12 protein-coding genes and 1 pseudogene are annotated in these 15,227 nt (G+C 59.9%); all 13 read right to left on the bottom strand.

Annotated features, from left to right (window positions below):
* Nucleotides 1–105: 105 nt before the first annotated feature.
* Nucleotides 106–447: pseudogene (locus ACWHWP_RS13735) on the bottom strand (ADP-ribosylglycohydrolase family protein); the annotation flags it as partial.
* 39 nt (nucleotides 448–486) lie between these two features.
* Nucleotides 487–942, bottom strand: a complete 456-nt coding sequence (locus ACWHWP_RS13740) for a hypothetical protein (RefSeq protein WP_063430599.1) — start codon at nucleotides 940–942, stop codon at nucleotides 487–489.
* A gap of 32 nt (nucleotides 943–974) precedes the next feature.
* Nucleotides 975–1,700, bottom strand: coding sequence for an ankyrin repeat domain-containing protein (locus ACWHWP_RS13745; protein ID WP_447856683.1), 726 nt, complete (start codon nucleotides 1,698–1,700; stop codon nucleotides 975–977).
* 35 nt (nucleotides 1,701–1,735) lie between these two features.
* Entirely contained in the window at nucleotides 1,736–3,154 is a 1,419-nt protein-coding gene (locus ACWHWP_RS13750) for a phospholipase (RefSeq protein ID WP_447855828.1), read from the bottom strand.
* A 32-nt stretch (nucleotides 3,155–3,186) separates the two neighbouring features.
* Nucleotides 3,187–4,623 carry a serine/threonine protein kinase gene (locus ACWHWP_RS13755; protein WP_447855829.1) on the bottom strand — a complete coding sequence of 479 codons (1,437 nt, stop codon included), beginning with the start codon at nucleotides 4,621–4,623 and terminating at the stop codon, nucleotides 3,187–3,189.
* 24 nt (nucleotides 4,624–4,647) lie between these two features.
* Complete coding sequence (gene tssH / locus ACWHWP_RS13760) at nucleotides 4,648–7,263, bottom strand: type VI secretion system ATPase TssH (RefSeq protein ID WP_447855830.1); 2,616 nt, start codon at nucleotides 7,261–7,263, stop codon at nucleotides 4,648–4,650.
* 38 nt (nucleotides 7,264–7,301) lie between these two features.
* Nucleotides 7,302–8,345 (bottom strand): type VI secretion system baseplate subunit TssG, encoded by a 1,044-nt coding sequence (gene tssG, locus ACWHWP_RS13765; protein ID WP_447855831.1) that lies wholly within the window; start codon nucleotides 8,343–8,345, stop codon nucleotides 7,302–7,304.
* Nucleotides 8,342–10,213 carry a type VI secretion system baseplate subunit TssF gene (gene tssF, locus ACWHWP_RS13770; protein ID WP_447855832.1) on the bottom strand — a complete coding sequence of 624 codons (1,872 nt, stop codon included), beginning with the start codon at nucleotides 10,211–10,213 and terminating at the stop codon, nucleotides 8,342–8,344. The genes tssG and tssF overlap by 4 nt, the downstream gene beginning before the upstream one ends.
* A gap of 2 nt (nucleotides 10,214–10,215) precedes the next feature.
* Nucleotides 10,216–10,779: a type VI secretion system baseplate subunit TssE gene (tssE, locus tag ACWHWP_RS13775; RefSeq protein WP_010432861.1), complete on the bottom strand. Its 564-nt coding sequence runs from the start codon at nucleotides 10,777–10,779 to the stop codon at nucleotides 10,216–10,218.
* Nucleotides 10,772–11,584: a type VI secretion system accessory protein TagJ gene (locus ACWHWP_RS13780; RefSeq protein WP_059312808.1), complete on the bottom strand. Its 813-nt coding sequence runs from the start codon at nucleotides 11,582–11,584 to the stop codon at nucleotides 10,772–10,774. Before ACWHWP_RS13780 ends, tssE begins: the two co-directional genes overlap by 8 nt.
* 9 nt (nucleotides 11,585–11,593) lie before the next feature.
* Entirely contained in the window at nucleotides 11,594–12,598 is a 1,005-nt protein-coding gene (locus tag ACWHWP_RS13785; RefSeq protein ID WP_059312807.1) for a hypothetical protein, read from the bottom strand.
* A gap of 16 nt (nucleotides 12,599–12,614) precedes the next feature.
* Nucleotides 12,615–13,412 carry a PP2C family protein-serine/threonine phosphatase gene (locus tag ACWHWP_RS13790; protein WP_059312806.1) on the bottom strand — a complete coding sequence of 266 codons (798 nt, stop codon included), beginning with the start codon at nucleotides 13,410–13,412 and terminating at the stop codon, nucleotides 12,615–12,617.
* Nucleotides 13,409–15,175, bottom strand: coding sequence for a type VI secretion system-associated FHA domain protein TagH (tagH, locus tag ACWHWP_RS13795; RefSeq protein WP_059312805.1), 1,767 nt, complete (start codon nucleotides 15,173–15,175; stop codon nucleotides 13,409–13,411). Before tagH ends, ACWHWP_RS13790 begins: the two co-directional genes overlap by 4 nt.
* Between the last annotated feature and the right edge of the window lie 52 nt (nucleotides 15,176–15,227).

Below are 15,227 nucleotides of genomic sequence, written 5' to 3' on the forward strand. Positions count from 1 at the left end.
AATCTGTATTCCGTAATGGTTTATGCTGAAAACGTGTTTGAACGTAAAGCTAATTTTGACAAAGTGGTTTTGGATATGCGCCGGTGCTCTTATGCGTCAGAAACGTTAAAGAAAGTTATCCTCAGGTGCACTGTGAAATAGCTCCCCTGCCATGCTGACGAGACGTTCGTGTTGGACCAGTTTATCTTTCCACTTCTGCGGAATACCTGAATAGCCATATAACGCACCGGCCAGTTGACCTGCCGTTGCCGCAACGCTGTCGGCATCATCCGCCAGATTGGCGGCAAGAAGGATCGCATCACGGAAATTATCCGTATGCCATACCGCCCACATTGCGGCCTCAAGCGTATCGATAACATAACCGCTGGAGCGAATCTGGTGACGGGCCTTATGCTTGTACTCACCAGCGTTAACGATCATAACCCTTGCACACAAAGGAAACCGATGAAACTTGAACAACGCCTCTTGTGGATAACCACAGCATCGTCACTGTGAAGATCGAGCATTACGCGTCCTTCCGTATTGATGTATCCACAGAGAGTAGATCTTAAGGAACTCTGAAAATATAAACATAACACTGTACAGCCAGACGCTTGAGGCGCCCGCGAGATTCAACAACAGCGGGAAAAGGGTCACCGAGTACCGGAAGGAGATCAGACGAAAAACTTCCTGGCAGAGCGCCAGTCTGCTCGCGAAAGGCTTCCCGGTCAGAAAGCACCATGCCGAGGCAAAGAGCGACAACAGCAACAGGAAATCGAGAATAAAGAAAAGCAGCAGAACGCCGGATCCACCACCAGAAAGCCAGTTTCCTGTCGCACTGAAAGAGGATATATCGGATACAAAGGGGACTCTGTCATGGCGCACGGACTGCGCGCAGTAGACCGCAACAGCCAGCGCATCCATCGTTCCCCAGAAAATGAATACCTGCTTTTTAACACTCATCATTGCTCAAGGAAGCGAACTGTTTAACAACATCACTGACTCACCGGTGCAGGAGGCCATTTACCGCCATGCTGAATAAGCGTGTCTTTGATTTCAGTCAGCTTTTGATATTCGTCACTCCCCTCTTTCGCCCGGTTCAGATAACGCTGCAGTTGGTTGGCCATTGTCCAGCCATTATCCGCCTTGATCTCAGCGTTTGCGCCGCGCTCCAGCAAAAGCAGGACATGGTCGTAAGAGTGAAAGTCCAGCGCGGCGATCAGCAACGTATTACCCAGTGAATTGGTAATATTGATGTCCGCTCCACCGTCAAGCATCGCCTGCAGCGTATCGGTGTTTTTTGCTTCGAGGGTCTCGAAGATAATCGGTTCCCCAAACGTTTTATCCTTCGCATCCGGCGATAATCCGCCCTCCAGCATTGCCTTTATCCAGACCCCACTGTCCGCTTTCAGCACATATTCAGCCGGACTGCTCTCTCCTTTAGGCCTTGGCTGGAGCGGATCTGCCCCCGATTTAATCAGAGCGGTAATAATTTTTAGCTGTTCCGGTGTTTTTTTATCGTTAATTGCGTTCATCACCGCCCAAAATAACAGCGTCATGTCCTCTTTACCGGGTTTATTAAGGTCTACTTGCGACGCTAATTTAATAACCTCATTCATCTCACCGGCTTCAATTGCACGCGCGACTGCGAGCTGCTGATCACTGAAGTAATTGTCTGGTTTTAAATCCATATTTTGCTTGCACCCCTGAACCATAAACATTAAACAAAGCGCTATCCAGCCAGTAATCAATGATTTCACGCGCGACTCCCGATAATTGCGATGTCTTCATCTTTCTGTTGCTCAATACAGTTAATCGCCTGATCGATGCCATGGCGATCGAGAGCACCTCCCGTTCCCCCCGGAAGGTCGTGTGCAATTCCGGCAGCGTTAGGCATCACGGCAGAAAGCTCTTCTTTGGCTATCAGCGCCGGCACGTGTCCTTTAACCGTTTTGAAATCTTCCCAAAGGTTAACTTCCTGAATTTTTGTCAGCAGTTCACCTTCAACCCGGTAAGCCTGAATATTTTCCGTGCTGCCCAATAAACTTCCGCCGTATTTCTCTACGGTACCCGGATGCAGACCGGCCGCGTTGAAGGTCCATCCCGGCATACCGCTGGCCATCGCGGTAGCAGACGCTAATCCGCCCCCTAAAGAGTGGCCTGCAATGTCCACTTGTTGACCGGATTTAGAGAGTTGTTCGCCAAGACCCACTGCTCTTTTATAATAATCTGACGCCATTCCGAGCCCTTGCGCACCGTTATTTTTCCAGTCAGCCATGTTCTTCATGGGGAAAAATTCGGGTTGTCGTGACCCTCGGAAAACCAACGTTGGGTTCATATCACGACCAAACACCTCTGGGTCGGGTTGATATACGCGGGCCAGAAAATCAGGAGAGGCTGTATTGTCGAAAAGTGATTTGCTGTTCAGCCCAAGCTTCTTCAGCGCCGCTGCGTCATTACTAATATCCGTCCACCCCTCCGGCACGCCCGGCGTCGTTTCCAGCGGGTTTACGGTCTTATAAACATTTTCCGCAAGCTTCGCTTTCTCCACGGCAATGTTATTCGCCGCTAGCCGTTTAGCCGCGATCTGCGCATCCGGGTAGAGGCTGTTGCTGCCTTTCGCAATCAGGTCCTTACGGGCCTGCCAGCGTTCGGCTTTGGTCATATTTTGCAGCTGTGCCGCATAGGTTTTACCGTCTTTGCCCGGCGTCGGCTGGTCAGGCACCTGCGCCGCTTTGGATTTCACCACCTGCGTCGGGAGCTCCGTCGGCGCAGGGCGAGAACCATAGGTGCGCACCATCGTTTCGTAACGATCGACGATAGTGCTTACCGGGTACCAGCCCAGCCCGGTGAGCGAGGCGGCCTGCAGCCGCCCTTTGGCATTGATGTAAAAGATTTCCGTTACCGATGACCAGCTGCGAAAACTTTCGTCAATTGCAACGATTCTGCCCATATCGAGATCCTGCGCTATCAGCTTGCGCGTATCGCGCCCGGACTGATAGGGATTCGCACCGGTGATGGTTCGCAGCAAATCGTAGCGCGTGAACAGCGAGCGCAGCGAATTGTCGGGCACCGACATAATCCACTGCCCGGCGACGGACGGGCGGATAATTTTCGCAAAAAGCGCTGGCGAGACGTTCTCGCTGAAAAGATAGACAAACTTAATGTTATACATTCGCTCCGTCCTGTTCCCTGTCCCTGCCTGACTTACGGATTCACCAGCCAGGTGCCCGGCTTGGCGATATCCAGCGTCTGGCTGCGCGTTCTGCCGTTGCCCTGCAGTTCAATCTTCACCTCGCCGGCTGGCAGCTTGAGCGACGCGTAGCCGTTATTCGCCGGACGCAGCGCTTTTGGCTCGCCGTTCACTTTCAGCGTTTCGCCGTCGAGAATACGGATATAAACCAACGCAACCGGGCTGGCCTCGACAGGCGGTGGCGTCTGCTGCGCCGCTGCTGGCGCAGGCGCCTGCTCGTTCACCGCTGCCGTTTCTGGCTTCACGTCCGGCGCGTTTGCGGCGGTTTCAGCCGGACGCGTCTCGGACGGTGCCTGTGCAGCCTGCTCAGGCGCGTCATGGCCACCGCCGCTGAACAGCATCGCGCCGGCAACGACGCCCACCAGCACGCCCGCGGCAACCATGCCCGGGATCTTGTAGCGACGCCAGTCGAGTGCCGAAGCCGGTTTTTCGTCTTCCACCGGCACCAGCATCGTGCCGGGCTTTTTCGCCGTCAGCACGTCGTTAATACCGGCAACCGGCATCTCAATCAGCGCGGCGAACTCGTCGATAGACTGAGGACGGTCCTCCATGTGCAGCGCCAGCGCGCGGTCGATGGCCTGCAGCAGCGGAATGGAATAGCCCTGCGGCATCAGCTCGACCAGCGGTTTACAGGTGTCCTGAATGGAGCGCACCACGCTGACCGGCGGCGGCGACCCCACAATCAGGGTACGCAGCACGGCGCCGAGGGCGTAAATGTCCGTCCACGGGCCCTGCTCGCTTTCGTTATCGTCGGTGTACTGCTCAATCGGCGCAAAGCCCGGGCGCAGCATGGTTTCCGTTTCATCAGAGAGGTTACCGATCGTGCGGCGCGCGGAGCCGAAATCGAGCAGTACCGGCAGGCCGTTATCCTGGATCTGGATGTTATCCAGAGAGATGTCGCGGTGCAGATAGCCTTCGTCGTGGATGGTCTTGATCGCGCCAAACAGCATCGGCAGCGTGCGGCGGATCCAGGCTTCGTTAATCAGCTCCGGCTTTTGTTCGCGCAGGCGCGAAAGCGTGGTGCCGCTGTAAAACAGCGTCCCCATGTAGGCCGTGTCGTTCTGCACCCAGAAACGCAGGACGTGCAGCAGGTTCGGGTGGTTAAAGCGCGCCAGCAGGCGCGCCTCCTGAATAAAGCTGTTCAGCCCGGCGGAAAAGGCTTTGCCAAAGCGCTCGCTGCGCAGCACCAGGGTCATGTCGTCGCCGCGCACGGCGAGCGAGGAAGGCATAAATTCTTTGATAGCGATAGTGCGTTCGAGCTGGTGATCCCACGCGCGATAAACGATGCCAAAACCGCCGCCGCCGATCACCTCTTTGATTTCAAACTCGTTGAAGCGGTACCCGACCGGGAGCGCGTTTGGGACAGTCCGATTGTTATCATTATCCGTCATCTTTTACAGTTCTCTTGATGATTATTACGCGGCAAACTGACAGTGAAACTCGCCCTGCTCGCAGGTGACGTGCAGACGTCGGTACTGCTCGTCGCTACGGCTGGCGGTAAGTAATATCTGGCTCATCTGAGGCAGCAAGGTGTTGGTGAGGATCGCATCTACCATGCGGCCGCCGGACTCCACCTCGGTGCAGCGCTGAACAATTTGTTCCACCACGCTGTCGTCAAACTCAGAAATGATGTTGTGATTCTCTTCCAGACGACGCTGGATGCGCTTGAGCTGCAGGCGAACAATCTGCCCCAGCATATCGTCGCTGAGCGGGTAGTACGGCACCACCAGCAGACGGCCCAGCAGCGCGGGCGGGAACACCTCCAGCAGCGGCTGGCGCAGCGCGCCGCTCAGGGCATCCGGCTCCGGCATCAGCTCCGGATCGGCACACATGGCGCTAATCAGGTCGGTGCCCACGTTCGACGTCAGAATAATAATGGTATTGCGGAAATCAATGTGGCGCCCCTCGCCGTCCTCCATCCAGCCTTTATCAAAGACCTGGAAGAAGATCTCGTGGACGTCCGGGTGCGCTTTTTCAATTTCGTCCAGCAGCACTACGCTGTACGGGCGACGGCGAACGGCCTCGGTTAATACCCCGCCTTCACCATACCCTACGTACCCCGGAGGTGCACCTTTTAAGGTGGAAACGGTGTGCGCTTCCTGGAACTCACTCATGTTGATGGTGATGACGTTCTGCTCGCCGCCGTACAGCGACTCCGCGAGCGCCAGCGCGGTTTCCGTTTTACCGACGCCGGACGGGCCGCACAGCATAAAGACGCCCACCGGTTTGTTCGGGTCGTCGAGCTTCGCCCGCGAGGTTTTGACGCGGCGGGCAATCAGATCCAGTCCGTGACGCTGTCCAATAACGCGCTGGTTCAGCGTGTCGGCGAGGTTCAGCACCGCGTCGATCTCGTTTTTCACCATCCGGCCCAGCGGGATCCCGGTCCAGTCAGAGACCACCGCGGCCACCACGTTTTCATCCACCGCGGCAAACAGCAGCGGTTCATCGCCCTGTAAGGCGTTCAGCGCCTGCTGCTGCTCCGCCAGCTGGCTGCGCAGTTCGGCGGTATCTTCATCGCCCGCCGCGAACAGCGCCGCGCGCAGGCGGATAATCTCCTGCACCAGGCTGCGCTCTTCTTCCCAGCGCTGGGCCAGGGCTTCACGTTTGGTTTCATACGCGTCGCGCTCGGCGCGTAATGCCGTGACGCGCCCGGCGTCACCGGCACCGACGCGCGCTTCGCGTTCGGCTATATCGATTTCCACGTCCAGCGCGGCGAGATGGCGCAGGCAGTCTTCCAGCTGCGCCGGCGGCGCGCTCTGGCTGACCGCGACGCGGGCGCAGGCGGTGTCGAGCAGGGCAACGGCTTTGTCCGGCAGTTGACGCGCCGGAATATAGCGATGCGACAGCTTCACTGCCGCGCTGACCGCTTCGTCGAGAAGCAGGACCTGGTGGTGCGTCTCCAGCGGCGACACGGTGCTGCGCAGCATCAGAACGGCTTTCGCTTCGTCCGGCTCGTGAACCTGCACCGTCTGGAAACGACGGGTCAGCGCCGGATCTTTCTCGATGTATTTTTTGTATTCCGCCCAGGTGGTTGCCCCAATGGTGCGCAATTGTCCGCGCGCCAGGGCTGGCTTCAGCAGGTTGGCGGCATCGCCGGTACCCTGCTGGCCGCCTGCGCCAATCAGGGTGTGGATCTCATCGATAAACAGAATGATCGGCGTGGCGCTGGACTGCACTTCATTGATTAACGCCTGCAGTCGGGCCTCGAACTCGCCTTTCATGCCGGCGCCTGCCTGCAGCATGCCGATGTCCAGCAGCCACAGCTGAATATTTTGCAGCGGCTCCGGCACGTCGCCGTCGGCGATACGCAGCGCCAGCCCTTCCACCACAGCCGTTTTGCCGACCCCGGCTTCCCCGGTCAGCAGCGGGTTGTTCTGACGGCGGCGCATCAGGATATCGACCATCTGGCGGATCTCTTCATCACGCCCGACAACCGGGTCAATTTTCCCTTCGCGAGCGCGGGCGGTCAGGTCCTGGCCGTACTGGGCCAGCGTCCCCTGCGCAGCCGGTACCGCACCCGCCGGTGCATCAACCGCGGCTGCGGCCTGCTGCGTCTCTTTGCTGTTGGCGCAAATGGCATCGAACTGCTCAATCAGCACCTCGACGTTAAGACGGGTGAACTGCGCCGAGATGCCTTTCAGCACATTGGCCAGGTTCCAGGTTTTGAGCAGGCCGATCAGCAGGTGACCGCCGCGAATACGGCTGACGCCAAACTTCAGCGAGCCATAAACCCAGGCGCGCTCCACGGCGCTGTCGATATGTTCGGAAAGATCGGAAACGGAACTCGCCCCGCGCGGCAGGGCGTCCAGCGCAGCGACGATATCGCGCGTCAGCTGCTGTTCGTCGAGGGCAAAGTGGCGGATGACCTGCTGCAGATCGCCCTCCTGCTGCTGCATCAGCTGATGCAGCCAGTGCACCAGCTCCACGTACGGGTTGCCGCGCAGCTTGCAAAACGCGGTGGCGCTTTCCAGAGAGGTAAATAACAGCGTATCCAGTTTGCCGAAAAGCACGGCACGGCTAATTTCTGACATGTTAGTTTCCATTAACAATAATTCGGTATACGGAAGGATTACCGCTCTGCGCGATACACCAGATCGCCACGCGGGACAGGCTGGGGCTGGTGGCCCAGCCAGGTGCTGTAGCCTAATCGCCCGGCACCGCCGAGCGTGGTGCCCTGCACCGCGTCTTCGCGCAGGATCACCCGCGTTTCCCACTCAAATTCCAGCCCGGCATACTGGCGCACCCAGTCGCGCAGTTCGGTGACCCACGCCTCGCCCGGCAGGAAGCGGTTGTACTCCTCCGCGCTCAGCGGGCCAATCTCGATGCGAAACTTATGCTGCACGTCCCGCACCGCAACGCCCAGAAAGGCGGATTCGCCCATGCGCGGCATGCGGCGCCCTGCTCCCAGCTGCGCCTGCTCGCGCGCGGAGAGCGGCATCCACTGCGGCACGTTGCTTACCAGCCTGACCGGAGCCTTAAAATAGTTGCGCAGGATCTTTTCCAGCCCCTCCGGATCCCGCCCGTTACGGGTCAGGTGCCCGACATGGGTAAAGCGGGCATGGGCGCTAAGGCTGCCTTTGCTCATCTGGCCCGGCTGCCCCATCCCAATCAGCGAGGCCAGGTATCCCTCAAAGCGCATGTTGTCGGCGCGGTCAAGGGAGACGGCGGGCTGCGCGTCCGCCCAGGCGCGGTAAAACAGCAGCGTCAGGCGATGGTGGAACAGATCGGCAAACGCGCTCAGGCTGCTGTCCTGATGATGATGAATACGCTCGCGGGCGTATTCTGTCATGTGCACCGGCAGCGGACCGTTAGGACCAAACAGGCCGAAGCTGAGGATAGAGACCTCGTGCAGCCCGCTATCTTCCCGCTGTCGTACCTGCGCCAGCGTGGAAGGCGCAAAGCTCATCGACGGCTGCTGGCCGATGCGTAACGGCTCAAATTTCGGCAGCGGCGCGCGTCCCAGCGGATAGCGCTCTCCGCCCTGGGCGTCAATGCGCCTTAGCAGCTGGAACAGGTCATAGCGCCACGGCGTCTCGCGCACCCCGCGCCAGAAACTGTCCGGCAGCGGCGTGAGGCGGTGAACGCGCAGCGGTGTGGCAGCAACGTCACTCATAGCAGCGCCCTTTTACCCATCCGCGGCGCCCAGTAGCCAATTTCGCCGCGCTGCTGACTTTTCAGGGTGAATTCCGTGAAGCTGTTAATCGACACCAGCCGGGCAAACAGGCGCTCCAGCACGCTGCCGAAAAGCCAGGGGCTGGCACCGGAAAACGCCCGCTCGTCCACCGTCAGGGTAATGCCAATTCCGCGGGCGAAAACGACCGGACCGGGTTCCGGCACGCGGCGGTGAACCGGCTCCAGCACGCAGTGGCGAACGCCCTCTACCTGACGCGCAACCGGCGTTTCGGCCAGGTTGGCGTACAGGCCTAACAGCTGGCGCAGCGCGGCGGCGCCGTCTTCATTTTCGCTGTCCATCAGGCTGAGGTAGTTCATCTGCAGCTGGCTGATGAGCCGCCAGGTGCTGAACCCTTCGGCCAGCGCCGGACGCGGCGGCGTCGGCCCTTTACGCAGGGTCAGGGACTTCACCGGCATGGAGTCGGCCATGATGAACTGCCCGAGCTCCTGCTGGAGCATCAGCGGCAGGTCGCGGCTGGTGCAGAGTACCTCGGCAGAGATGTAGCGCAGGTTTTCCTGCCACGGCGCGTGCTGTTCATCCACCAGCGAGACAAACACCTCCGAGCCGATATAGCCGGTACGGGTGCCGTAGCGCAGGGCATGCTCAGAGAGCACGCGCTGCTCCCGGCGCAGGGAAAAATAGGCCCCGTAGTTGCCCGCGTCACCGCTCCAGGTGCTCCAGAAAGGACGAAACGTCTGGTCGTCGCGCTGCCCGTCGGCGCTGCCGAAAATTTTATTCACGGCGTAAATTTCGTAGTCCAGCGGCCGGATGTTATCGACCACCAGATGGTATTCGTGCTGGCCTTCGTTCAGCTTCTGCCGGGCGGCCACCTTGGGGAAGAGGTTGATCACCGGCGTGCAGTGCAGCGCCAGATGGCTGGCGTCGACCACGCGCTCCAGCTGTTCATCCGACTTATCCAGCAGGATGAAAATATCAAAGGCTTTTTCGTTTTCGCAACGCTGAATCAGCTTGCTCAGACCGCTCAGGCTGATAAAGCGGAAACGGGCCGGGAAGGCAAAATACTCCTGCAGCAGACGGTAGCCGTCAAAGTTGCGCAGGTCGTCCGGGAGCAGCGCCTGGTCAGGCCCAAAGCCCTCCTGGTGCAGCGCGTCCGACGCCAGCAGCTGTCGCTGCGGATGCTGGCTGACCGTCTGACAGACGATCCCGGCATGGTGCTCCATCACCAGCTCCAGCAGCTTCAGCGCTTCAATGTCCGGGCCGCTGAGGAAAAACTCGAGCCGGTCAAAATCCAGATGCCCGAGGTTTTGCGGACCGTCGCAGGCGATGCGGATCCGCAAGGCGCTGTTGATCCCCCGCTGGCTCAGGCCCAGCTGCGTCAGCGGCAGGTCTGCGGGGACGCCGCCCAGCTCAACCTTGTCGATTTTCAGCGGCAGCAGGTTGACGTCGTGCGCCGTCGTATAGCTGCAGGTGACGCCCGTTTTCTTCAGCGCCAGGCTGTCCATCATGGTGCCGCGCGGCACGATAAAGCCTTTACTCAGGTCGCCCCGGCTGCTGTCGGGCTCAATTTGGGCAATCGCCATCGAGGGCGTGGGCGCGAGGTAGTTCGGCGCAATCATCTCCAGCAGGCGCTGGGAGAAGCGCGGAAACTCCGCATCCATTTTCATCTGCACGCGGGAGGTGAGAAAGGCGAAGCCCTCCATCAGCCGTTCAGTGTACGGGTCCGCCACTTCGATACCGCGCATGCCCAGCCGTCCGGCAACTTTCGGATAGCGTTCGGCAAACTCGGCCCCCATTTCGCGCAGGTAGGCCAGCTCGCGGTTGTAATACTCGAGCAGTTTACTTTCCATGATTACCCCGCATCTTTCAGTTCAAAATGGCCGTTTTCCAGATCGACATCGGTGCGAAACAGGAACTCCAGCGGGTACGGCACGCACCATAAGCGCCCTTTTATCTCGATGGACAGCACATTGTGCAAATCCAGCGAGGAGGTATCCGACACGCAGCGAACCTGCAGCCCCTGCGGCAAAATGCGCGGTTCAAAATTGATGATGGCCTCGGTGAGCTTGCGCTGAATATCGTGCCATTCGATATCCGACATTCGCTTCCCGGCCAGCGGGGCGACGCCGAAGTTAACCACCGAGCGGTTCACGTGCGGCAAGGCGCTCAAATCACCGGAGGCATCATGGTTGATGGTGTTAAACAGCCACTGCAGATCCCGCAGAACGTTGCGGCGCAGCGCGGCGTGGGTGATCAGATTGCTGTTGGCCGACTCGCGCTTTTTTTCCGGGTCGTTATCGGTGAGACGATCCAGCAGCGAGGGCTGCATTTTGTCGCGCGCCCCCACCTTCTCCTGCTTGCTGCGGGCTTGCCAGCCGCTGCGCAGCAGATCGCCTTCGCCAGCGGGATTACTCATCGGCTCCATCCGTCGCAAACGTCACGAGGCTTAGCGTCAGCAGCGGGCTTTCGCTTTGCTCGCTCAGCCAGGCTTTCTGCCCCATCCCTTCGTAAAGGGTGCCGTCCTCGTCGAGCGCACGCCACTCGGTGGTGCGCGCCAGCCTGACCGCATCGGAAGCATCGTCCGCAAAAGGATAGCGCGCCGGGATCTGGCACACCTGCTCCGTGCCGTCGGTGAGACGCACCAGCGCATGGCGCCAGACCAGGTCGGTGACGCTGGCCGGAGCCTGGAAACGGATCTCCGCAATCGCGCTAAACGGCAGCCAGAAATAGCGGCCGTTAACAATTGTTTCGCACACCGGGCCGAGACGGGCATCGCCGTCCATCAGCCAGTCAAAAGCCTGCGTCTCCTCGTTTTCGAGGACGATGCGGCCCGGGTTTGCCTGAGCCTGGTCAAGGGCTTCAAGACGCAGCGCCTGCGCGCGCTCGCGCTCCTCGCCCAGCGCCGCGGCAAGGGTGGTCAGCCACGGCCACTGGGTTTCAGGCATGGCAGGACGCTGCGCGCCGGCCATCACCTGCGCGCGCTGCAGCTCGCCCTGAATGGACTGCTCCAGCAGCGTGACGGTGGGCTTCGCCTGAGGCTTCAGCGCCAGCCAGCTTTTCAGCTGGGTCAGCGCGCGCGTCCAGTTGCCGCTGAGGGTTAAAAACTGCACGAACGCGGCGCGGAGATCGGCATCCGCCGGACGGGCTTTAATTTCGGCTTCAAGACGCGCCAGCGCGTCGCCGAGCGTCTCACCCGCCAGGTGTTGATAGAGCGTATTCATAGCCACTCCTTAATTCGCCGCGCGCCATGCGCCGATTGCCGGATCGCGCAGCTGCGGGCGCAGGGTGTCAATCAGAACGATATTCAGCGGGGTGCCGGGTGCAACCCAGGCGCCCCACGTTTTTTTCACCGCGGCGATACGCGCCTGCAGTTTGGCATCGTCGCTGGCGGTTTCACGCGAAATTTCTACCGCCACCGTGCCGTTGCTCTTCCAGCTGTTGAGGGTGGGATCGTAAGGCAGGATCATCCAGCTCTGGTCGCTGTTCGGGGTGCTGAATACCATGCGCTCTTTGTTAACGGAGGTGATCAGCGCGTTTTCCGGGTCAGCGCTTTGGTTCAGCCCCGCCACCGGGAAGCCATGAATGTAGGTCACCGCCATCTCTTTCTGCCCACCGTTGCGGGACTGAGAAATAACGGTGTGTCCGCTCAGCCAGCTGCCGTTACCGCAGCGGGTGGTGTCAGAATCAGGAATGAAGAGCGCCGGTGCGGAAGCGCCGCCTTCCCAGAAGGTGCGCAGGTGGCAGCCGTCCTGAAGGGTAAACTCCTGCCACGGCGTGCGGTCGGCGGCGACGGTATTGGCTGCCACGTTCTGGTCTGGCGGCAGCAACGCGCCGCTGGCCGCAGTTGCGGTTGCGGTCGGGGTCGCGGCGGGCTCGGCCTGCGCCTGTTTCACCACCAGCGCCCACTCCTGCGCTTTGCCTGCCGTGCCCTGCGCCAGCGTCGTCCCCGCCGGGTCGTTGAGCGTCCAACTGAGCTTATTCACTTTGCTGCACTGGTGTTCCAGCAGTGAGCCAAGACGCGGCACAAAGTTTTCCAGCACGGAGACGTCTTTCTTGCCGTTCGCCACAATACGCAGCGCCACCTCTGGCTTACACCAGCTTTGTGGGGTGTTGTCTTTGATGTTGTCGATCCAGATATCCAGCTTCTGCGCAGGAGACTGCACGATGCGGAAATTTTCAGCCTGTGCGGTGGAGGTCACCGCCAGAATTGCCAAACCCGATAGCCAAAGTTTCATATCGTTCCTTGTGTGTCTAATCAGTTCCGCAGGGAAGAAATTGTGCTGCATCAGAGAGGGTGTGCAGCAAAGTGGTGTCCTGAGGGTTGCCCATCCATACCGCCAGGGCAGTATAGTTATCCTGAGCATTCCCCTCCTGTTCGCCATTCTTTTGAATGATTTGGTTCATTAAGGTCAGCCACTCCTGCGGCGTATTGACCATATGCAGCGACTGCTTCATTTGCTCTTCGCTGACGCCGTGCCAGAAGCCGTCGGTGCAGAGTAAGAACGCATCGCCGTCTTCGACCTGCACCACGTCGCTGTAGCTGGCTTCCGGCCCACCGTTTTCAATCCCCAGCGCCAGATACAGCAGGTTGCTGTTCAGGTTCTCGGTCTGGTGCCCGGCATCCTTCATCTGCTGCACCAGGCTGTGGTCGGTGGTGACGTGCCACAGCCATCCCCGGCGGAACAGGTACAGGCGGCTGTCGCCCGCGTGCGCCCAGTAGGCCAGGCCGTAATCCCGGTCAATGAACAGGCTGACCAGCGTCGTGCCCATCCGGCGATAGTCCTGAACGGCCTGCTGTTCACTCAGAATGGTGCGATTCGCGGTCTGCACGTAGTCGCGAATATGCTGCGCATTAAGATGTTTGTCGCCATCGAAGCGGGAGATAATGCTGTTGCGGGCCAGTTCAGCGGCGACCTCACCGCCCGGCAGGCCGGCAATGCCGTCGCAGACGACAAAGCAGGCTGAACGTTCCCCGATGGTTTCTCCCGTCTGATCCTGGTTGCTGGCGCGCGTCCCCTGTCGGGAGAGAGAAGCCGTTGCGATATTCATTTGTCTTCCGATCCGCTCTGTGAGTCTTTGTACTGATTCACCTCCATGTCATATGCATGAAGGAAGGCTTCGCCAAACAGGGTGTGGAAGTCATCTTCAATCTCGCCGGCCGTCTCACCGTAGCTGCGAACAAAATAGTCCCACAGGGCGGCTTTGCGGCTTCCCGGCAGCGCCAGACGAGAGGTCATCCCGTTCTGCTTCGCCTGCTCTTCGAGCTGTTCCGGGTTAAAGGACTGCAGCATCGCGGCAATAATGGCGCGGATACCGGAGATCATACCCAGCTGGTGCGCCTGCAGATCGATCAGCGCGTCGCGCACGGATTTGGTCGGCGGCATAAAGCCCGGCATCGGCGTGCCGAACATCTGGATCAGGACGGTTTTCCCGGTAGGCAACAGCTTGAACGGGTTGTTGGCATCGTCCAGCACCATGGTCATATCGGCTTTTACGCCGCGCTTGAGGATGGAGCGCGAGGAAAGCAGTGCCACGGTCCCCTGGGAGAACATGCCCAGGATCTGGCCCAGCTGACGCATATTTTCACGGTCAAACTGCGGCACCGGCTGCATTTCGCTCAGGCCCATGCCTTCCAGCAGCGCCTCAAGCAGCTCGCCCTGCAGCACCTCGCCTTTCTCACCGCTGTTCGCCGTGGCGGTTGGGGAGGCGGCGTTATTGACCGGGTCAATGCGCAGACGGCCCTTAGGTGTCTGAGCGCTACTGCGCGCAACGGCCTGCGGCGTAGGCATGGTGAAACCTGCGTAATCCGGACGCGCGGGTTCTTCTTCAGCGCGCGGGGCCTCCTGCGGCTCAGGGGCGAACAGCGGGGAAGCGGCAAGCACGTCCTCCTCCTGCGCTGGCGCAGGCTCCGTTTTCGGCTCCGGCTTTTCGTCGGCAATGTCGTCCGGATGGGTCAACGGCGCGCCGCCCATCAGCCCGAGCGGGTCGTCATTACGCGCGGCGGGTGCGCTGGCCTTACCACCAAACAGGGCCAGCGGGTCGAGCTCATCCGTCGCCTCTTCTTCAGGCTGCACGGGAGTTGTCTCGCTCGGCGGCACCAGCGTTGACGGGGTGACGTCGTCAAAAATACTCTCTTTCTTGAACAGCGCCTCATCGCTGAACAGCGTGTCCGGGTCGACATTCTTACGCTCAAGCTTCGGATCGCTGTCGTTAAACATCGCCAGCGGATCTTCGGCGTTACGCTCGGGCGCCGCGGGCTGGGTGAAGGGATCGTGCGATGCAGCGGGCTGCGGCTTTGTGCGGTTGCTGGAGATGCTGTCGGAGATAGAGAATTCCTGCATCAGACTATCCCAGATTTCCGTTGGCACGGCTGTCGGCTCGGTCTTCCCGCGCGGGGCGGCGCTCGCCGGTTTCGGCTGCTGAGCGGGCGCTGGCGCGGCTGGACGAGCCTGCTGCTGCATGCTGGCCGCCATGCGGCTCACCGGCTGCGTATCGTGGATAAGCTCGGTCACTTCGATGCGGTATTCATCAATACCGAGAATGTCGCCATCCTGCAGCTCAACCTGACGCCCCCGCTCCAGCGGAATGTCATTTAATACCACGCGGGTGACGCTGCCACGGTTGGTGACGCGGCATTCGCCCTGCGCGTCAACGTGAACAATGGCCTGCAGACGCGAGATGGTGCGGTCATTGTCCGGCAATACCAGATTGTTATCCGTACCGCGCCCAATGGTGCCGCCCGGGGCGTAAAAATCACAGCTGCTCTGCGGCGGCTGATGACCGGGTTTCGTAGAAATAATCGTGAATCGCATGGCGTATTCCTGCTGGTATGATTAGCGCTCAAACGCTGCCGCTCTCGGGGCG

The sequence above is a fragment of the Enterobacter sp. WI-ESBL-E8 genome (genome assembly GCF_053364895.1).